General features: G+C 68.3%; 18 protein-coding genes. 16 read left to right on the forward strand and 2 right to left on the reverse strand.

Annotated elements, in window-relative coordinates:
* Window positions 1-56: 56 nt before the first annotated feature.
* Entirely contained in the window at window positions 57-275 is a 219-nt protein-coding gene (locus ABNQ38_RS38000) for a hypothetical protein (RefSeq protein WP_377811607.1), read from the reverse strand.
* A gap of 457 nt (window positions 276-732) precedes the next feature.
* Here ABNQ38_RS38000 and ABNQ38_RS38005 point away from each other — a divergent pair, with 457 nt between their 5' ends.
* The 12 genes from ABNQ38_RS38005 (at window position 733) to paaK (ending at window position 12,649) form a co-directional block, all read left to right on the forward strand.
* Complete coding sequence (locus tag ABNQ38_RS38005) at window positions 733-1,332, forward strand: Crp/Fnr family transcriptional regulator (protein WP_158285360.1); 600 nt, start codon at window positions 733-735, stop codon at window positions 1,330-1,332.
* Window positions 1,333-1,803: 471 nt separating this feature from the next.
* Entirely contained in the window at window positions 1,804-2,817 is a 1,014-nt protein-coding gene (gene paaA, locus ABNQ38_RS38010; RefSeq protein WP_377811608.1) for a 1,2-phenylacetyl-CoA epoxidase subunit PaaA, read from the forward strand.
* 26 nt (window positions 2,818-2,843) lie between these two features.
* On the forward strand, window positions 2,844-3,131 hold the full coding sequence (gene paaB, locus ABNQ38_RS38015; protein WP_377811609.1) for a 1,2-phenylacetyl-CoA epoxidase subunit PaaB: 288 nt from the start codon (window positions 2,844-2,846) through the stop codon (window positions 3,129-3,131).
* 15 nt (window positions 3,132-3,146) lie between these two features.
* Window positions 3,147-3,911 (forward strand): 1,2-phenylacetyl-CoA epoxidase subunit PaaC, encoded by a 765-nt coding sequence (gene paaC, locus ABNQ38_RS38020; RefSeq protein ID WP_377811610.1) that lies wholly within the window; start codon window positions 3,147-3,149, stop codon window positions 3,909-3,911.
* Between the two features lie 7 nt (window positions 3,912-3,918).
* Window positions 3,919-4,440, forward strand: coding sequence for a 1,2-phenylacetyl-CoA epoxidase subunit PaaD (paaD, locus tag ABNQ38_RS38025; RefSeq protein ID WP_377811611.1), 522 nt, complete (start codon window positions 3,919-3,921; stop codon window positions 4,438-4,440).
* A gap of 47 nt (window positions 4,441-4,487) precedes the next feature.
* Window positions 4,488-5,567, forward strand: coding sequence for a 1,2-phenylacetyl-CoA epoxidase subunit PaaE (gene paaE, locus ABNQ38_RS38030; protein WP_377811612.1), 1,080 nt, complete (start codon window positions 4,488-4,490; stop codon window positions 5,565-5,567).
* A gap of 28 nt (window positions 5,568-5,595) precedes the next feature.
* Window positions 5,596-7,275 carry a phenylacetic acid degradation protein PaaN gene (gene paaN / locus ABNQ38_RS38035; RefSeq protein ID WP_377811613.1) on the forward strand — a complete coding sequence of 560 codons (1,680 nt, stop codon included), beginning with the start codon at window positions 5,596-5,598 and terminating at the stop codon, window positions 7,273-7,275.
* Window positions 7,272-8,078, forward strand: coding sequence for a 2-(1,2-epoxy-1,2-dihydrophenyl)acetyl-CoA isomerase PaaG (paaG, locus tag ABNQ38_RS38040; protein WP_377811614.1), 807 nt, complete (start codon window positions 7,272-7,274; stop codon window positions 8,076-8,078). The genes paaN and paaG overlap by 4 nt, the downstream gene beginning before the upstream one ends.
* Window positions 8,078-9,595, forward strand: a complete 1,518-nt coding sequence (paaH, locus tag ABNQ38_RS38045; protein WP_377811615.1) for a 3-hydroxyacyl-CoA dehydrogenase PaaH — start codon at window positions 8,078-8,080, stop codon at window positions 9,593-9,595. The genes paaG and paaH overlap by 1 nt, the downstream gene beginning before the upstream one ends.
* Window positions 9,588-10,061: a hydroxyphenylacetyl-CoA thioesterase PaaI gene (gene paaI / locus ABNQ38_RS38050; protein WP_377811616.1), complete on the forward strand. Its 474-nt coding sequence runs from the start codon at window positions 9,588-9,590 to the stop codon at window positions 10,059-10,061. The genes paaH and paaI overlap by 8 nt, the downstream gene beginning before the upstream one ends.
* A complete protein-coding gene (gene pcaF, locus ABNQ38_RS38055; RefSeq protein WP_377811617.1) occupies window positions 10,054-11,262 on the forward strand; it encodes a 3-oxoadipyl-CoA thiolase in 1,209 nt (402 codons plus the stop codon). Before paaI ends, pcaF begins: the two co-directional genes overlap by 8 nt.
* A 61-nt stretch (window positions 11,263-11,323) precedes the next feature.
* Complete coding sequence (gene paaK / locus ABNQ38_RS38060; RefSeq protein WP_377811618.1) at window positions 11,324-12,649, forward strand: phenylacetate--CoA ligase PaaK; 1,326 nt, start codon at window positions 11,324-11,326, stop codon at window positions 12,647-12,649.
* A gap of 3 nt (window positions 12,650-12,652) precedes the next feature.
* Here the strand turns inward: paaK and ABNQ38_RS38065 are convergent, their stop codons facing one another.
* The gene (locus ABNQ38_RS38065) at window positions 12,653-13,315 is read right to left on the reverse strand and encodes a MarC family protein (protein ID WP_109051587.1); all 663 of its coding nucleotides are present in this window, start codon (window positions 13,313-13,315) and stop codon (window positions 12,653-12,655) included.
* A gap of 401 nt (window positions 13,316-13,716) precedes the next feature.
* On the opposite strand from ABNQ38_RS38065, the gene ABNQ38_RS38070 reads away from it, so the two are divergent.
* From ABNQ38_RS38070 to ABNQ38_RS38085, 4 genes are all read left to right on the forward strand, one after another.
* A complete protein-coding gene (locus ABNQ38_RS38070; RefSeq protein ID WP_377811953.1) occupies window positions 13,717-14,529 on the forward strand; it encodes an ABC transporter ATP-binding protein in 813 nt (270 codons plus the stop codon).
* The gene (locus ABNQ38_RS38075) at window positions 14,519-15,391 is read left to right on the forward strand and encodes an ABC transporter permease (RefSeq protein WP_377811619.1); all 873 of its coding nucleotides are present in this window, start codon (window positions 14,519-14,521) and stop codon (window positions 15,389-15,391) included. The genes ABNQ38_RS38070 and ABNQ38_RS38075 overlap by 11 nt, the downstream gene beginning before the upstream one ends.
* Window positions 15,388-16,518 carry an ABC transporter permease gene (locus tag ABNQ38_RS38080; protein ID WP_377811620.1) on the forward strand — a complete coding sequence of 377 codons (1,131 nt, stop codon included), beginning with the start codon at window positions 15,388-15,390 and terminating at the stop codon, window positions 16,516-16,518. Before ABNQ38_RS38075 ends, ABNQ38_RS38080 begins: the two co-directional genes overlap by 4 nt.
* 78 nt (window positions 16,519-16,596) lie before the next feature.
* Window positions 16,597-17,613 (forward strand): ABC transporter substrate-binding protein, encoded by a 1,017-nt coding sequence (locus tag ABNQ38_RS38085; RefSeq protein WP_377811621.1) that lies wholly within the window; start codon window positions 16,597-16,599, stop codon window positions 17,611-17,613.
* Window positions 17,614-17,732: the final 119 nt, after the last annotated feature.

Consider the following 17,732-nt stretch of genomic DNA (forward strand, 5'->3'; position numbering starts at 1 on the left):
GATTGGGCCGGTTGACCGATTGAGCCGGTTCGAGTGGGCCGACGTGCCGCTTCAGGTCATCTTCGGCTGGATTGCCCCGCCGCGTCCACCTGCAGAACCAGCCGCTCTATCGCCCGCACGGCACTTTGCTGATACCCGTCCGCCAATCCGGCAGTCTCCTGCCGCAGATGAGCCGCCGCCGCATCCTCAAGCACGCCCCGGGCCTCCTCCACCGTAAGGAGGCCCTTTTCGACCATGGCGATCACCAACGATTCACAAATCGAGAGAGCAGCCATCCCCGCCGCTCCATCCTCCGCCGTCATCATGCCCCCCGTGTGATTGGATGGTGCTTACCGTCCAGCCATCCTGCCGGTACGTCCAATTGCATATGGAACAACACCACGGTCGGCCGCGCGTCACAGACCGTTCGAGAAAAATATTTAGCTGATTAACCTATGTTGTGGCCGCCTTTGCCGAAAACCCTAAACGTTCGAGTTCACGCGGAACCGGGTCAACTGCGCGTCCGTTTATCAAAGCGCCAATATTAGGACAAAGAAGGCAAAGACGATCATGACTCGCGCACCGGCGAGCCGCGCCCTCGAAGCCACTCCATTGTGGCTTAAATTGAGCAGCTATCTCATCCTGTCGGATGAGGAGAAGTTGTACCTTACCGATTTGGAAAGGACAATTGCCCGCGTGTCACCGCGAACCGATCTACTCCAACAGGGTGAAAGATATCGGGACGTGCGGATCATGCGGGACGGCTGGGCGATCCGCCACAAGGCCTTGCCGGACGGCCGGCGTCAGGTCGTGAACTTCGTCCTGCCGGGCGACATCATCGGCATGTATTGCACGCTGTTCGAATCCGCCGACCACAGCGTCACCACCCTGACCCCGGTGGAGGTGGCGAGCTTTCCGCCGGAGCGGCTCGGCGAGATGTTCCGCTCCTTCCCGCGCCTCGCCGCGGCGCTCGCCTGGTCCGGCGCACGGGAGGAAGCGATCCTGGCCGAACGACTGCTCAGCCTGGGCCGGCGGACGGCGCTGGAACGCACCGCCCATCTGCTGGTCGAGCTTCTGCGCCGCCTCAGCATCGTCAACATGGTGACCGACGGCCATTTCGTCCTGCCGGTGACTCAGGAGATCCTGGCCGACGCGCTGGGGTTGAGCATCGTCCACATCAACCGGACCCTGCGCCGGCTGCGCGATAGCGGCCTGATCGAAGTGAACGGCCAGCGCATCACCGTCAACGATGTGCGCCAGCTTGCCTCCGTCGGGCAGTTCGACGAGCTGTACCTCCACATGATCCGCGCGCCCCGTCGCCTGGAACGCACCTTTTCCGGCGCCGGCGCCTAAGGCGCCGGCTTCGGCCGTTCGAATGCCCCCGAAGCCGCGGCTTCGCCCCCCGATCCGCCAGCGTCGCAGTTCCCCGTCAGCAGAGCCCTCCCCCGCCCGGCGGAGCTGCTCCTGACGGGACGCCTGCGCCCGACCGATGAGTGCCGCTGCGCCCAATCCGCAGTGCCGGGGTCGGCCATCGGCCAGGCGGACGGCCGCCTTGCCCGTCCAGCCTTTTCCGCGCCGCACAAAATCCGTAAAACCACAGCTCCGGTGTATCGGTGGTGGGACCCATGCGCCCATTCGCCCTGCGGACCACCCCGGCATGCGCCAGGGATTCTCAAATCAATTCCTTGTTATAAAACACTTTTCTGCGACCCCACCGTCCCACCCCTAAAGCGACACACAATTCCTCTTTACAGTCGTTGATCTGTATCATATTTTTCCTTCATAAATTGTTCGCTGGACGCGCAATCCATCTCGGGGATGCCGATGTACACGCAGGGTTTGGATGCCAAGACCGAGCAGGGCGCTCAACCGTCTCCCCGGCTGGTGACGGAGCAGGAGGCCGCTCTCCAGGGCCGCTTCCAGGAGCGCGTCGACGCCGAGGAGAAGATCGAGCCGCGCGACTGGATGCCGGAAGGCTACCGCCGCACGCTGGTCCGCCAGATCTCGCAGCACGCCCATTCGGAAATCGTCGGCATGCTGCCGGAAGGGAACTGGGTCACCCGCGCGCCGACCCTGCGCCGCAAGGTGGCCCTGCTGGCGAAGGTGCAGGACGAGGGCGGGCACGGCCTCTACCTCTACAGCGCCGCCGAGACGCTGGGCGTGTCGCGCGACGAGCTGGTCGGCCAGCTGCTGTCGGGCAAGGCCAAATATTCCAGCATCTTCAACTACCCGACGCCGACCTGGGCCGACATCGGCGCCATCGGCTGGCTGGTCGACGGTGCGGCGATCATGAACCAGGTGCCGCTCTGCCGCTGCTCTTACGGTCCCTATGCCCGCGCCATGGTCCGCATCTGCCGCGAGGAGAGCTTCCACCAGCGCCAGGGCTACGAGCTGATGCTGGCGCTGGCCCAGGGCACGGTGGAGCAGAAGCGGATGGCGCAGGACGCGCTGAACCGCTGGTGGTGGCCGTCGCTGATGATGTTCGGCCCGTCCGACGACCAGTCGGCCCACTCCGCCCAGAACATGGCCTGGAAGATCAAGCGCTTCTCCAACGACGAGCTGCGCCAGCGCTTCGTCGACGCCACGGTGCCGCAGGCGGAGTTCCTGGGATTGACCATCCCGGACCCGGAGCTGCGCTTCAACGCCGAGACCGGCCATTACGAGTTCGGCGCCATCGATTGGACCGAGTTCAACGAGATTCTGAAGGGCAACGGCCCCTGCAACCGCGAGCGCATCGAGGCCCGCCGCAAGGCGTGGGACGACGGCGCCTGGGTCCGCGAGGCCGCCGTCGCCCATGCCGCCAAACGCCGGCAGCGCGCCCTGAAGAAGGCCGGCTGACCGAAGATTTCCGGGGGAACGAGATTATGGATCGTAAGGACTGGCCGCTGTTCGAGATCTTCATCCGGCCGAAGAACGGGTTGTCGCACAAGCATGTCGGCAGCCTGCACGCCGCCGACGCCCACATGGCGCTGGACAACGCCCGCGACGTCTACACCCGCCGCGGCGAGGGCGTCAGCATCTGGGCGGTTCCCGCCGCCAGCATTGCGGCGTCCGATCCGACCGACAAGGCCAGCCTGTTCGACCCGGCCGACGACAAGGTCTACCGCCACCCGACCTTCTACGACATCCCCGCAGACGTCAAAAACATCTAGCCGGAAGACCATTTGATGAGCACGGATCTCAAGGAGGCCCTGTTCGGCTACGCGCTGCGGCTGGGCGACACGTCGCTGGTGCTCGGGCACCGGCTGTCGGAATGGTGCGGCCATGCGCCGGAGCTGGAAGAGGACATTGCGCTGACCAACGTCGCGCTCGACCTCGTCGGCCATGCCCGCATGCTGCTGACCTATGCCGGCGAGCTGGAGGGCAAGGGCCGCGACGAGGACCGTCTCGCCTACCGCCGCGACGTCTTCGACTACCGCAACCATCTGTTGGTCGAACAGCCCAACCGCGACTTCGGCCACACCATCGTCCGCCAGTTCCTGCACGATTCCTGGGCGGTGGAGCTGTACGGGCGGCTCTGCGCCTCGACGGACGAGGCGCTGGCCGGCATCGCCGCCAAGGCGGTGAAGGAGGTGCGCTACCATGTCCGCCACAGCGGCGACTGGCTGGTGCGGCTGGGCGACGGCACCGACGTCAGCCATGCCAAGGTCGCCGACGCGCTGGGCCGGCTCTGGCCCTACACCGGCGAGATATTCGAGCGCGACGAGACCGAGCAGGCGCTGGTCGCCGCCGGCATCGTCCCCGACCCGGCCGAGCTGAAAGCCGCCTGGACCGCCCGCGTCGAAGCGGTTCTGGAGGACGCCACGCTCGACCGCCCGGCCGACGGCTGGATGCAGAAGGGCGGCCGCCGCGGCGAGCACAGCGAGCATCTGGGCTATCTGCTGGCCGAGATGCAGTTCCTGCCGCGCGCCTATCCCGACGCGAACTGGTGAGGATGCCATGCCGGATGCAGCGGGCTGCTGGGGACCGGAACCGGGCGCCGATGCGGTTGTGAGGGCCGCCTGGGACGCGCTGGCCGGGGTGATGGATCCGGAGATCCCGGTGCTGAGCATCGTCGATCTCGGCATCGTCCGCGCCGTCTCGGCCGATGCGGACGGGCGGCTGTCGGTGGCCCTGACGCCAACCTATTCCGGCTGCCCCGCCACCAACGTCATCGTGCTGGAGGCGGAAACCGCGCTGGCCCGCGCGCGCCTCGACGCCCGCGTCTCGGTGGTGATCGCCCCGCCCTGGACGACCGACTGGATCAGCGACACCGGCCGGGAAAAGCTGGCCGAGGTCGGCATCGTCCCGCCGCCGCACTCCGGCAAGCGCGCGCTGACGGCACCGGACGAGGTGATCGCCTGCCCGCGCTGCGGATCGGAAGACACCCGCCAGATCAGCCGCTTCGGCTCCACCGCCTGCAAGGCGCTGCACGCCTGCAACGCCTGCCTCGAACCGTTCGACGTGTTCAAATGCCATTGAGCGGCTTCGGCGGAGGTCCCCTCCCCGCCGCTAAGGATCCCGAGCCCATGACCAGCCCCAGCTTCCACCCGCTGACCATCCGCGAGTGCCGCCGGGAGACCGCGGACACCGTGTCGATCGCCTTCGACGTGCCGGCCGATCTCGCCGACCGCTTCCGCTTCATCCAGGGCCAGTACCTGACCCTCAAGACCCGCATCGGCGACGAGGAGGTGCGGCGCTCCTACTCCATCTGCTCGGGCGCAGGCGACGGCGAGTTGCGCGTGGCGGTGAAGAAGGTGGAGGGCGGGCTGTTCTCCACCCACGCCAACCAGTCGCTGGCGCCCGGCGCCGTGCTGGAGGTGATGACGCCGATGGGGCGCTTCCACACCCCCGTCGATCCGGACGCCGCCCGCACCTATGTCGCCTTTGCCGCCGGCAGCGGCATCACCCCGGTGATGTCGATCCTGAAGACCGTGCTGGCGCAGGAGCCGAAGAGCCGCTTCGTGCTGGTCTACGGCAACCGCACCGTCTCCTCCATCATCTTCCGGGAAGAGCTGGAGGACCTGAAGAACCGCTACATCGGCCGGCTGGTCATCCACCATGTGCTGAGCCGCGAGCCGGAAGAGGCCGGGCTGCTGGGCGGCCGCATCGGCGGCGCTCTGGTCCGCGAGCTGTGCACCGGCCCGCTGAAGGCGGAAGACATCGACGCCGCCTTCCTCTGCGGCCCCCAGCCGATGGTGGAGGAGGTGCGCGACGCGCTGGCCGCCTGCGGCACGCCGGCCGCCAACATCCATGTCGAGCTGTTCGGCACCACGACCGCCGCGCGGCCCGCGGCGAAGAAGGCGCCAACCGACAGCCCCACCGATGCCGCCACCATCGCCGTTCTTCAGGACGGCAAGCGCAAGGAATTCACCCTGGCTTACGACGGCGAGAGCATCCTGGAGGCCGCCCACCGGCATGGCGCCGACCTGCCCTATTCCTGCAAGTCCGGCGTCTGCTGCACCTGCCGCGCCAAGGTCCGCGAAGGCAAGGTGGAGATGGCCGAGAACTACTCGCTGGAGCCGTGGGAGGTCGAGGCCGGCTACGTCCTGACCTGCCAGTCGCGCCCGCTGACCGAACGGGTCGTCATCGACTTCGACGCCGCCTAAATCAACGAGAAAAAGGAAACGCCCCGCCATGACCACCACCCCGCAAGCCCTGTTCGAGACGCACGAGGCGACGTTGCAGAAGGCCGTCGAGGCCTGCCGCAGCCGCGCCTACTGGTCGGCCTTCCCCGAAATGCCGAGCCCGCGCGCCTATGGCGAGACGGCGGCGGCGGATGGCGAGGCGGCCTTCGCGGCCTACCGCGACAAGCCGTTCGAACTGGACCAGCCGGGCGTGACCGGCAGGGTGGGGGGCGAACACTCGCCCTTCGGCTTCGACCTCGGCATCACCTATCCGGTGTCGGACGTCGAGGCGCTGGTGCATGCTGCCAGGGCGGCGATGCCGGGCTGGCGCAAGGCGGGTCCGAACGGCCGGGCCGGCGTCTGCCTGGAAATCCTGAAGCGGCTGAACGCCCGCAGCTTCGAGATCGCCAACGCGGTGATGCACACCACCGGGCAGGCCTTCATGATGGCCTTCCAGGCCGGCGCCCCGCACGCCCAGGACCGCGGGCTGGAGGCCGTCGCCTATGGCTGGAAGGCGATGACCGACCAGACCCCGACGGCGCGCTGGGAGAAGCCGCAGGGCAAGAACCCGCCGCTGGTGATGGACAAGCGCTTCGAGGTGGTCGGCCGCGGCGTCGGGCTGGTCATCGGCTGTGCCACCTTCCCGACCTGGAACGGCTATCCCGGCCTGTTCGCCAGCCTCGTCACTGGCAACGCGGTGATCGTGAAGCCGGGCCCCACCGCCATCCTGCCGCTCGCCATCACCGTGAGGATCGCGCGCGAGGTGCTGGCGGAGTGCGGGCTCGACCCCAACCTCGTCACGCTGGCCATCGGCGACACCGTTGCCAAGGATCTGGCGCTCAGGCCGGAGGTGGCGGTGATCGACTACACCGGCTCGACCGGCTTCGGCGACTGGCTGGAGCAGACCGCCCGCCAGGCCCAGGTCTACACCGAGAAGGCCGGCGTCAACAGTGTGGTCATCGACGGCACCGACGACCTCAAGGGCATGGTGCGCAACCTCGCCTTCACGCTCAGCCTCTATTCCGGGCAGATGTGCACGACGACGCAGGTCATCTTCGTGCCCAGGGACGGCATCCAGGCCGGCGCTGATCGCATGAGCTTCGATCAGGTGGTTTCCGCGCTGGCCGGCGGCGTCGACAAGTTCCTGTCCGACCCGGAGCGTGCGGTGGAGGTGCTGGGCGCCATCCAGTCCGACGCCACGCTCGCCCGCATCGACGAGGCCGCCAAGCTCGGCACCGTCGTGCTGCCGTCCCGCGCCATCGCCCATCCGAAGTTCCCGGACGCCCGCATCCGCACGCCGCTGATCCTGACCATGGACGCGGCCGACGAGGACAAGTACGGCCATGAGCTGTTCGGCCCGATCTCCATCATCGTGAAGACCGACAGCACCGCCGACAGCCTGGAACGCGCCGCCCGCCTGACCCGCACCAAGGGGGCGCTGACCACCGGCCTCTACAGCACCGACCCGCAGTTGATCGAGCAGGCGACCGACCTCTTCGTCGAGGCCGGCGTCGCCCTGTCGGTCAATCTGACCGGCGGCGTCTTCGTCAACCAGTCGGCGGCCTTCAGCGACTTCCACGGCACCGGCGCCAACCCGGCGGCCAACGCGGCGCTGTGCGACCTCGCCTTCGTCGCCAACCGCTTCCGCGTGGTGCAGAGCCGCGTTCCGGTTCTGGAGGCCGCGCAATGAGCGACCAGCAGACCGCCGACAAAACGATCCTTCTCGACATCGCCGACGGCGTCGCCACCATCACGCTGAACCGGCCCGACCGGCTGAACAGCTTCACCGCGGCGATGCATGAGGAACTGCGCGAGGCCATCGCCGAGGTGCGCGACGACAAGTCGGTGCGCTGCCTGCTGCTGACCGGCGCCGGGCGCGGCTTCTGCGCCGGACAGGATCTGTCCGACCGTGCCGTTGCGCCGGGTGCCCAGGGTCCCGACCTCGGCGTGTCGATCGAGACCAACTACAACCCGCTGATCCGGTCCTTGCGCAGCCTGCCGATGCCGGTGGTCTGCGCGGTGAATGGCGTTGCCGCCGGGGCCGGCGCCAACATCGCGCTGGCCTGCGACATCGTGCTTGCGGCACGCTCGGCCAGCTTCATCCAGGCCTTCTGCAAGATCGGGCTGATCCCCGACAGCGGTGGCACCTGGACCCTGCCGCGTCTGGTCGGCCATGCCCGCGCCATGGGCCTCGCCATGCTGGGCGACAAGGTCTCCGCCGAGCAGGCGGAAGCCTGGGGCATGATCTGGAAGGCGGTGGACGACGACAGGCTGATGGCGGAAGCCGGCGCTCTCGCCCGCCATCTTGCCACCCAGCCGACGCGTGGTCTGGCCTTTATCAAGCAGGCGCTCAACGCCTCCTCGGCCAACGACCTCGATACCCAGCTCGACCTGGAGCGCGACCTCCAGCGCGAGGCCGGCCGCTCGCACGATTATCGCGAAGGCGTGTCGGCCTTCGTGGAGAAGCGTGCGCCGAAGTTCGAGGGGCGGTGATGACCGCACTCGAACCTTCCGTCACCGTCGCGGTGGTCGGGGCCGGCGCCATGGGCCAGGGCATCGCCCAGGTCGCGGCGCAGGCCGGCCACCCGGTCCTGCTCGTCGACACCCGCCCCGGCGCCGCCCAGGCCGCCGTCGGGTCCATCGCCAAGGCGCTGACCGCGCTGGTCGAGAAGGGCAAGCGCACGGCGGCGGAGCGCGACGCCACGGTCGGTCGGCTGCGCGCCGTCGATGACCTCTCCAACCTCGCCCCCGCCGGCCTGGTGGTCGAGGCCATCGTCGAAGATCTCGACGTCAAGCGCCGCCTGTTCGCCGAACTGGAAGGCATCGTTGGCGAGGATGCCATCCTCGCCACCAACACCTCGTCGCTGTCGGTGACCGCCATCGGCGCCGGGGTGCGGCGGCCGGAGCGGCTGGCCGGGTTGCATTTCTTCAACCCGGCGCCGCTGATGGCGCTGGTCGAGATCGTCAGTGGCCTCGCCACCGACGCCGCGGTGCTCGACACGCTGACCGACACGGCGAAGGCCTGGGGCAAGAGCCCGGTGCGCTGCCGCTCCACCCCCGGCTTCATCGTCAACCGGGTCGCCCGCCCCTTCTACGCCGAAGGGCTGCGGCTGGTGCAGGAGCAGGTCGCCGACCCTGCCACCATCGACGCCGTCGCCCGCGAGGCCGGCGGCTTCCGCATGGGGCCCTTCGAGCTGATGGATTTGATCGGCCATGACGTGAACTTCGCCGTCACCCGCTCCGTCCACGCCGCCTATTTCGGCGACCCGCGCTTCCAGCCCTCGCTGATCCAGCAGGAGTTGGTCGAGGCCGGCCGTCTCGGCCGCAAGACCGGCCGCGGCTTCTACGACCACAGCCCCGGCGCCGCCAAGCCCACGCCGCAAAGCGCCGAGCCGGCCGCGAAACCCGACCGCGTGCTGGTGCAGGGCGACCTTGGCCCCGCCGCTTCGCTGGTTGGGCTGCTGCGCGAGGCCGGCATCGCGGTGGAGGAAACCGCCGGTCCCGGCGTGCTGATGGTCGATGGCGTTACCCTGGCCCTGACCGACGGTCGCACCGCCACCGCGCGGGCGGGCGGCGATGGCATCGCTCCGCTGGTGCTGTTCGATCTGGCGCTGGACTATGCCAAGGCGACCCGCGTCGCGTTGGCCCCTGCCGACGGCACGTCGCCCGAGGCGCTCGCCGCCGCCGCCGGGCTGTTCCAGGCGCTGGGCAAGGCGGTGTCGGTGATCGACGACGCCCCCGGTCTGGTGGTGATGCGCACCGTCGCCATGCTCGCCAGCGAGGCGGCCGATGCGGCGATGCAAGGCGTTGCCAGCGCTGCCGACATCGACATCGCAATGACCAAGGGCGTGAACTACCCGCTGGGTCCGCTGGCCTGGGCCGACCGCATCGGGCTGCCCCATGTGCTGGCCGTGCTCGACGCGCTGGCCCGCACCTACGGCGAGGACCGCTACCGCGCCTCGGCTCTGCTGCGCCGCAAGATTTTCGGAGGAAACCGCTTCCATGGCTGAGTCCCACACCGACGCCCAATCCGCCGATCTTCAAAAATTGGCCGAAGCGGTCGGCCGCGGCATGTACGAGCGCGACCATTGCGCCCAGGCCCACGGCATCGAGCTGCTGGAGATCGCCCCCGGCTATGCCCGCATGAGCATGACCGTGCGCAGGGACATGGTGAACGGCCACGACATCGGCCATGGCGGCATGACCTTCACGCTGGCCGACACCGCCTTCGCCTATGCCTGCAACGCGGCGAACGAGGTGACGGTGGCGGCGGGCTGCTCCATCACCTTCCCGGCCCCGGCCAGGCTGGGCGACCTGCTGACCGCCGAATGCCGCGAGGTGCACAAGCGCGGCCGTTCCGGCGTCTACGACGTCACCGTCACCAATCAGGACGGCACCGTCGTCGGCCTGTTCCGCGGCCAGTCGGCGCGCCTCGCCGGCAGCGTGATCCCCGTTCCCGGAGCCTCCCATGCGTGAAGCCTACATCTGCGACGCCGTCCGCACCCCCTTCGGCCGCTACGGCGGCGGGCTGGCCCCGGTGCGCCCGGACGACCTCGCCGCGGTGCCGCTGACGGCCCTGATGGAGCGCAACCCCGGCGTCGAATGGTCCGCCGTCGACGACGTGATCCTCGGCTGCGCCAACCAGGCCGGCGAGGACAACCGCAACGTCGCCCGCATGGCCGCGCTGCTGGCGGGGTTGCCCGAGACGGTGCCCGGCACCACGGTCAACCGCCTCTGCGGCTCCGGCATGGACAGCATCGGCATGGCCGCCCGCGCCATCAAGGCGGGCGAGGCCGAGCTGATCGTCGCCGGCGGCGTCGAGAGCATGACCCGCGCCCCCTTCGTCATGGGCAAGTCCGACAGCGCCTTCTCCCGTCAGGCGGAGATCTTCGACACCACCATCGGCTGGCGCTTCGTCAATTCAGCTATGAAGGCGAGGTTCGGCATCGACAGCATGCCGGAGACGGCGGAGAACGTCGCCGCCGACTACGCCATCTCCCGTTCCGATCAGGACGCCTTCGCCGTCCGCAGCCAGCAGCGCGCCGGCCGCGCCCAGGAGTCGGGCCGCCTCGCCCGCGAGATCGTCCCGGTTTCCATTCCCCGCCGCAAGGGCGAGCCGACGATAATCTCCGCCGACGAGCATCTGCGCCCCGACACCACGCTGGAGGCGCTGGCCAAGCTCTCCACCCCCTTCCGCAAGGAGGGCGGCAGTGTCACCGCCGGCAATGCCTCGGGCGTCAATGACGGCGCCGCCGCGGTGATCGTCGCCTCGGCCGAGGCCGTGAAGCGCTATGGCCTGACCCCGCGCGCCCGTGTCGTCGGCACCGCAGTGGCCGGCGTGGCGCCGCGCGTGATGGGCATCGGCCCGGCCCCGGCGACGCAGAAGCTGCTGGCCCGCCTCGGCCTCTCCATCGGCGACATCGACGTGATCGAGCTGAACGAGGCCTTTGCCGCCCAGGGCCTCGCCGTGCTGCGCCTGCTGGGCCTGCCCGACGATGCCGAACATGTGAACCCCAACGGCGGTGCCATCGCGCTCGGCCACCCGCTGGGCGCCAGCGGCACCCGGCTGGTCGCCAGCGCGGTGATGGAGCTGGAGGACCGCAAGGCGACCCGCGCGCTCTGCACCATGTGCATCGGCGTCGGCCAGGGCATCGCCATGATGGTGGAGCGGGTCTGAAGGGAATTGGGCTTCACCGGCCGCCAAGCGCCGGGAACCGGAACGAAGGGAGAAGCGCACCATGTCCATCATGACCGAGACCGGCGTTAACCAGGGCGCGAAAGCCGGCATGGACCGCTACGAGTTCGCCAGCCGCGACGAAATCGTGGCGATGCAGACGGAGCGGCTGGCATGGTCGCTCCGCCATTCCTACGCCAACGTCGCCTCCTTCCGCGCCAAGTGCGAGGCGAAGGGCGTCCATCCCGACGACTTCAAGGAACTCAAGGATCTGGCGCTGTTCCCCTTCACGGTGAAGGACGATCTGCGCCGCGCCTACCCCTACGGCATGTTCGCCGTGCCGATGGAGGACATCGTGCGCGTCCATGCCTCCAGCGGCACGACCGGGCGGCCGACGGTGGTCGGCTACACCAAGGGCGACATCGACGTCTGGTCGGAGGTCGTCGCCCGCTCCATCCGCGCGGCGGGCGGCACGCTCAACGACATCGTGCACATCGCCTATGGCTACGGCCTGTTCACCGGCGGCCTCGGCGCCCATTACGGGGCGGAGCGGCTGGGCTGCACCGTGGTGCCGATGTCGGGCGGCCAGACCGAGAAGCAGGTCCAGCTGATCCAGGACTTCAAGCCGACCATCATCATGGTCACGCCGTCCTACATGCTGAACATCGCCGACGAGATGCGCCGCCAGGGCATCGACCCGCGCGGCACCAGCCTGCGCGTCGGCATTTTCGGCGCCGAGCCCTGGACCGGCGCGCTGCGCGAGGAGATCGAGCGCACCTTCAACATCCACGCGGTGGACATCTACGGCCTGTCGGAGGTGATGGGGCCGGGCGTGGCGTCCGAATGCGTCGAGACCAAGGACGGCCCGGTGGTCTGGGAGGACCATTTCTATCCCGAGATCATCGATCCCGACTCAGGCGAGGTGCTGCCCGACGGCTCCTATGGCGAGCTGGTCTTCACCACGCTGACCAAGCAGGGCATGCCGGTCATCCGCTACCGCACCCGCGACCTGACCCGGCTGCTGCCGCCGACCGCGCGCGGCATGCGGCGGATGGACAAGATCACCGGCCGCTCCGACGACATGCTCATCATCCGCGGCGTCAACGTCTTCCCGACCCAGGTCGAGGAACTGATCTGCAAGATCCCGGCGCTCGCTCCCCACTATGAACTGGTGGTGAGCCGCGACGGCCATATGGACAACCTCGCCGTCCGGGTGGAGATGCATGACGGCGTCCATCCGTCGGAATGGGACGGCCACGCCAAGCATCTCCAGCACTCGATCAAGTCGCTGATCGGCATCAGCACCCGCGTCGAGGTGGTCGAGCCCGGCGGCATCGCGCGATCCATCGGCAAGGCCAAGCGGGTGCAGGACCTGCGCCCGAAGAGCTGAAGCTCAGCCCTTCTGCGACAGCAGCGGGAAGGCGTCCAGAACACCGGTCAGCAGGATCTGGACGCCGACGCAGAACAGCAGGAAGGCGAACAGCCGCGTCAGCACCCGCACCCGCGTCGGCCCCAGGAAGGCGACGATGCGGTCGGCGGAGCGGTAGGACAGCCAGATCAGCGCGGCAATCGCCAGCGCCGCTCCCGACATGCCCAGGAAAAATTCCATCAGCCCGCCGGCCCCGCGCGTCGGGCGGGTGGAGCCCAGCGCGATGGCGACCGAGATGGTGCCCGGCCCGGTGGTGAAGGGGATAGTCATCGGGAAAAAGGCCGATTCGGCCAGCCGGTCGTTGTCGCCGGTCGGCGCCGCCTGCTCCTGCTTGCGCGCCTCGTGCCGTTCCGGTGCCGTCAGCAGCGCCCAGGCCCGTTCGGCCACCACGAAGCCGCCGGCGATCCGCAGCGCCGCCATCGACACGCCGAAGAAGTTCAGCACATAGGCACCCGCCCACAGCGCGGTCAGCATGACGATGGCGGAATAGAGGCTGACCAGCCCCGCCAGCCGCGCCCGGTCGCGCGGACTGCTGTCCGCCGTCACCTGACTGAAGATCAGCGCCATCGCCAGCGGATTGACGATGGAGAACAAGGCGGTGAAGGCGAGCAGGAAACTGTCGAGCATGGCATCCGAGGGTTTGTCGGCCGCGGGGTTGTCGGCTGCCCGAACAGTTAGCGGGGACGGGGCAGGACTGGCAAGGGGGGCGTTGTGTCCCCTCTCCCGCCACGAGATCCCCTCTCCCGGGGGGAGAGGGGGAATTCCGGCTCCGCTGCCCGAAAATTCACCACCCAATCAGTCTCAGCCCGAAAATTGTGCGCCTTGCGAAAAACACACCTGTGCGAACACTGTCCACGCCGTCAGTTCCTGTCTCAATGGACAAGTTTTCTCTTTTTAAAAACAAAGCCCTATCCGCCGAATACTGAACCTCCGCCCCGTCTGGCTCGCTTCTTGCTCTCCTCCCCGTCGAGAGACGACAACGCGAAGGGACGAACGCCGTGCCAGCCGCCCAGCCCGCACCGCTCACTCTGGTTCCGCCGGCCGCAAACGCGGCACCGCGCACCATCGTCGATGTCCGCAACCTGACCCTGACCTATCAGACGGCCGACCAGCCGGTCTACGCGCTGAGCGACGTCAGCCTGTCGATATCCAAGGGCGACTTCATCTCGCTGATCGGCCCCAGCGGCTGCGGCAAGACGACCCTGATGCGGGTGGTCGCCGACCTCGAACAGCCGACCTCCGGCGAGGTGACGGTCAACGGCATGACGCCGGAACAGGCACGGCTGAAGCGCGCCTACGGCTATGTCTTCCAGGCCCCGGCGCTCTACCCGTGGCGAACGGTGGAACGCAACGTCATGCTGCCGCTGGAGATCATGGGGATGCCCAGGGCCGAACGGCAGCAGCGCGCCCGCGAGCAGCTCGACCTCGTCGGCCTGTCCGGCTTCGAACGCAAATTCCCCTGGCAGCTGTCGGGCGGCATGCAGCAGCGGGTGTCCATCGCCCGCGCGCTGGCCTTCAATCCCGACCTGCTTCTGATGGACGAGCCGTTCGGCGCGCTCGACGAGATCACCCGCGACCATCTGAATTTGCAGCTCACCCGCCTGTGGCTCGGCACCCGCAAGACCTGCATCTTCGTCACCCACTCCATCGCCGAGGCGGTGTTCCTGTCCACCCGCATCGTGGTGATGAGCCCGCGCCCCGGCCGCATCCTCGACGTCATCGACTGCGACCGCGATCTGCCGCGCGAGCGCACGCTCGACATCCGCGAAAGCCCGGAGTTCCAGCGCATCGCCCACCGCGTCCGCGAAGGGCTGATGGAGGGCCACAGCTATGACGACTAGGACGACGCTGCCGGTGGTCGTCATGGCGCTGGCGGTGCTGGTGCTGTGGTACTTGGGCGCGGTCTGGCTGAACGCGCCGACGGCGACCGATGCGCTGAACCGCGCCGGCCAGGGCTGGACCACCGCCGACCTGATCCGCGCCACCCTGGCGATGAAGCGCCCGATCCTGCCGACACCGGATCAGGTGGCGCTGGACCTCTACAATTCCCTGACCGGCTATCCGGTGACCAGCATCCGCAACCTGCTCTACCACACCGGCGTCACTGCCGGGGCGGCGCTGGCCGGCTTCGGCATGGGGGTGGTGCTGGGGGTGGCGCTGGCGGCGGGGATCGTCCAGGCGCGCACGCTGGAATCGAGCCTGCTGCCCTGGGTCATCGCCTCGCAGACCGTGCCGATCCTGGCGATTGCGCCGATGATCGTGGTGATCCTCGGCAATTTGGGTTTCACCGGCCTGCTGCCCAAGGCGATCATCGCCATGTATCTGTGCTTCTTCCCGATCACCATCGGCATGGTGAAGGGGCTGCGCTCCGCCGATCCGCTGACGCTGGACCTGATGCGGACCTACAGCGCCGGCACCGCCCAGACCTTCCGCCTGCTGCGCCTGCCAGCCTCGCTGCCCTATCTGTTCACCAGCCTCAAGATCGCGGTCGCCGCCAGCGTCGTCGGCGCCATCGTCGCCGAGCTGCCGACCGGCGGGCAGGCGGGGTTGGGCGCCCGGCTGCTGTCCGGCTCCTATTACGGCCAGACCGTGCAGATCTGGAGCGCTCTGGTGATGGCGGCATTGCTGAGCGTCACGCTGGTCGCCGCCGTCGGCCTCGCCGAACGGGCGCTGGTGCCGGGCGGCCGGGGAGGTGCGCGATGAGCCGCTCAACCATGACCCGCGCCGCCATGGCCCGCCCCACAATGGCCCCCTGGCCGCTGGTGATGCTGGCCGCCCCGCTGCTGCCGTTCGCCACGCTCGACGGTGCCATCCTGTATCTGCCGCAGATACCGGCGGCCCTGGCCCTCTTCGCCCTGACCGTCGTGACGATCCTCGCCCGCCGCCTGCCCGGCTCGGCTCTGGGCGAGGCCCTGCTCCTGCTGGCCGGAGTCGCCGCCGCCTATGCCGCCCCGCTGGTGCTTCTGAGGCAGGGCCACGCCCTCGCCCAGGCCGGCGGGCTCTGGCTCTATCTCGCCGGCGCCACCCTGCTGCTGTGGCGGGTCCTCGCCCTGCTGGCGGGCGTCGCCGGTCCGGTGCGGCTGGCCGGCCCCGCTTTGTTCGGGCTGGCGCTGGTCTTGCTGTGGGAGATCCTGACCCGCGGCTTCCAGGTGCCGACCATCCTGCTGCCGCCGCCTGGTCTCGTGCTGACCGCCTTCACCGCCAATGCCGCCGATCTGTGGGACGATTTCCGCCAGACGGTGCTGATTTCGGTCCTGCGCGGCTATCTGATCGGCTGCGGCGCCGGGTTCCTCGTGGCGATCCTGGCCGACCGGGTGCCCTTCCTGGCGCGCGGCCTGCTGCCGCTCGGCAATCTCGCCAGCGCGGTGCCGGTGGTGGGCATCGCACCGATCATGGTGATGTGGTTCGGCTTCGACTGGCAGTCCAAGGCCGCCGTCATCGTGGTGATGACCTTCTTCCCTATGCTGATCAACACGCTGGCCGGCTTGCAGAGCGCGGAGCGCATCCAGCTCGACCTGATGCGCTCCTATGGCGCGGGCTATTGGCGCACGCTGGCGATGCTGCGGCTTCCCTGCGCCTTGCCCTTTTTGTTCAACGGACTGAAGATCAACTCAACCCTGGCTTTGATCGGGGCCATCGTCGCCGAGTTCTTCGGCACGCCGGTGGTGGGGATGGGCTTCCGCATCTCCACCCAGGTCGCCCGGATGAATTTGGACGTGGTCTGGGCGACGATCGCCGTCGCCGCCCTGACCGGATCGCTGCTCTACGGTGCGCTGGCACTGGCGGAGCGGCATGTCACCGCCTGGCACCCGTCTTTCCGCAAACGCTGATATCCCTCCTTTTGCCATCCTTATCGCCGCCCTTTCGCAGCCACAAAACAAAATCCAGCCAGAAGAGGATCGAACGCGATGAAGACCCTTGCCTCCGCCGTCCTGCTCGCCGCCACCGCGCTCACCGGCCTCGCCGGCTGGGGGGCGCCGGCCGCCGCCGCCGATGCGCTGACGCTCCAGCTGAAATGGGTCACCCAGGCCCAGTTCGCCGGCTATTACGTCGCCGCGGCCAAGGGCTTCTACAAGGACGCCGGGCTGGACGTCACCATCAAGGCCGGCGGCCCCGACATCAACCCGACCCAGGTCATCGCCGCCGGCGGCGCCGACGTGATCGTCGACTGGATGCCGTCGGCGCTCGCCAGCCGGGAGAAGGGCGTGCCGCTGGTCAACATCGCCCAGATGTTCCAGAAGTCGGGCATGATGCTGACCTGCCGCAAGGACGCCAACATCAAGGATCCGAAGGACTTCAAGGGCAACACGCTGGGCGTCTGGTTCTCCGGCAACGAATATCCGTTCCTGGCCTGGATGAGCAAGCTGGGCTACTCCACCTCCGGTTCCAGCCCGGACGTGAAGGTGCTGAAGCAGGGCTTCAACGTCGATCCGCTGCTGCAGAAGCAGGCGGCCTGCATCTCCACCATGACCTACAACGAATATTGGCAGCTGATCGAAGCCGGCATGAAGGCCGACGAGCTGACGATCTTCAAATATCAGGACCAGGGCGTGGCGACGCTGGAGGACGGACTCTACGCCACCGAGAAGTCGCTGTCCGATCCGAAGATCGTCGAGAAGCTGGCGAAGTTCGTCAAGGCCTCGGCCAAGGGCTGGGAATACGCCGCCAAGAATCAGGCCGAGGCGGTGAAGATCGTGCTTGAGAACGACACCACCGGCGCCCAGACCGAGGAACACCAGACCACCATGATGCAGGAGGTCGCCAAGCTGATCGACGGCGGCGCCAAGGGCACCGGCTATCTCGACCCGGCCGATTTCGACCGCACCGTCGGCATCCTGATGTCGGGCGCGTCGGCCCCGGTGATCTCCAAGAAGCCGGAAGGCGCCTACAGCCACGCGGTGTTCGACGCGGCGGCCAAGCTGTAAGGGGTCAGGTTTCGGGGAGCGGGCGCCGCGCCGTGCCCGCTCCCCCACCCATGAATTTCATGCGGCAAAAGACTTTCCGCCTGCGGACGCGCAGCGATATATTAGTAAGCGCGGCCTCT

Source organism: Azospirillum sp. A29, assembly GCF_042604625.1.
GTDB classification, from domain to species: Bacteria; Pseudomonadota; Alphaproteobacteria; order Azospirillales; family Azospirillaceae; genus Azospirillum; species Azospirillum palustre.

Bases quoted from the DNA above. Each gene is read 5' to 3' on its own strand.
- ABNQ38_RS38075 (WP_377811619.1), top strand. From the start codon at position 14,519: ATGACGACTAGGACGACGCTGCCGGTGGTCGTCATGGCGCTGGCGGTG.
- paaI (WP_377811616.1), top strand. From the start codon at position 9,588: ATGGCTGAGTCCCACACCGACGCCCAATCCGCCGATCTTCAAAAATTG.
- ABNQ38_RS38085 (WP_377811621.1), top strand. From the start codon at position 16,597: ATGAAGACCCTTGCCTCCGCCGTCCTGCTCGCCGCCACCGCGCTCACC.
- ABNQ38_RS38080 (WP_377811620.1), top strand. From the start codon at position 15,388: ATGAGCCGCTCAACCATGACCCGCGCCGCCATGGCCCGCCCCACAATG.
- paaH (WP_377811615.1), top strand. From the start codon at position 8,078: ATGACCGCACTCGAACCTTCCGTCACCGTCGCGGTGGTCGGGGCCGGC.
- ABNQ38_RS38005 (WP_158285360.1), top strand. From the start codon at position 733: ATGCGGGACGGCTGGGCGATCCGCCACAAGGCCTTGCCGGACGGCCGG.
- paaD (WP_377811611.1), top strand. From the start codon at position 3,919: ATGCCGGATGCAGCGGGCTGCTGGGGACCGGAACCGGGCGCCGATGCG.
- paaB (WP_377811609.1), top strand. From the start codon at position 2,844: ATGGATCGTAAGGACTGGCCGCTGTTCGAGATCTTCATCCGGCCGAAG.
- paaN (WP_377811613.1), top strand. From the start codon at position 5,596: ATGACCACCACCCCGCAAGCCCTGTTCGAGACGCACGAGGCGACGTTG.
- paaC (WP_377811610.1), top strand. From the start codon at position 3,147: ATGAGCACGGATCTCAAGGAGGCCCTGTTCGGCTACGCGCTGCGGCTG.
- ABNQ38_RS38065 (WP_109051587.1), bottom strand. From the start codon at position 13,315: ATGCTCGACAGTTTCCTGCTCGCCTTCACCGCCTTGTTCTCCATCGTC.
- paaE (WP_377811612.1), top strand. From the start codon at position 4,488: ATGACCAGCCCCAGCTTCCACCCGCTGACCATCCGCGAGTGCCGCCGG.
- ABNQ38_RS38000 (WP_377811607.1), bottom strand. From the start codon at position 275: ATGGCTGCTCTCTCGATTTGTGAATCGTTGGTGATCGCCATGGTCGAA.
- pcaF (WP_377811617.1), top strand. From the start codon at position 10,054: ATGCGTGAAGCCTACATCTGCGACGCCGTCCGCACCCCCTTCGGCCGC.
- paaG (WP_377811614.1), top strand. From the start codon at position 7,272: ATGAGCGACCAGCAGACCGCCGACAAAACGATCCTTCTCGACATCGCC.
- paaK (WP_377811618.1), top strand. From the start codon at position 11,324: ATGTCCATCATGACCGAGACCGGCGTTAACCAGGGCGCGAAAGCCGGC.
- paaA (WP_377811608.1), top strand. From the start codon at position 1,804: ATGTACACGCAGGGTTTGGATGCCAAGACCGAGCAGGGCGCTCAACCG.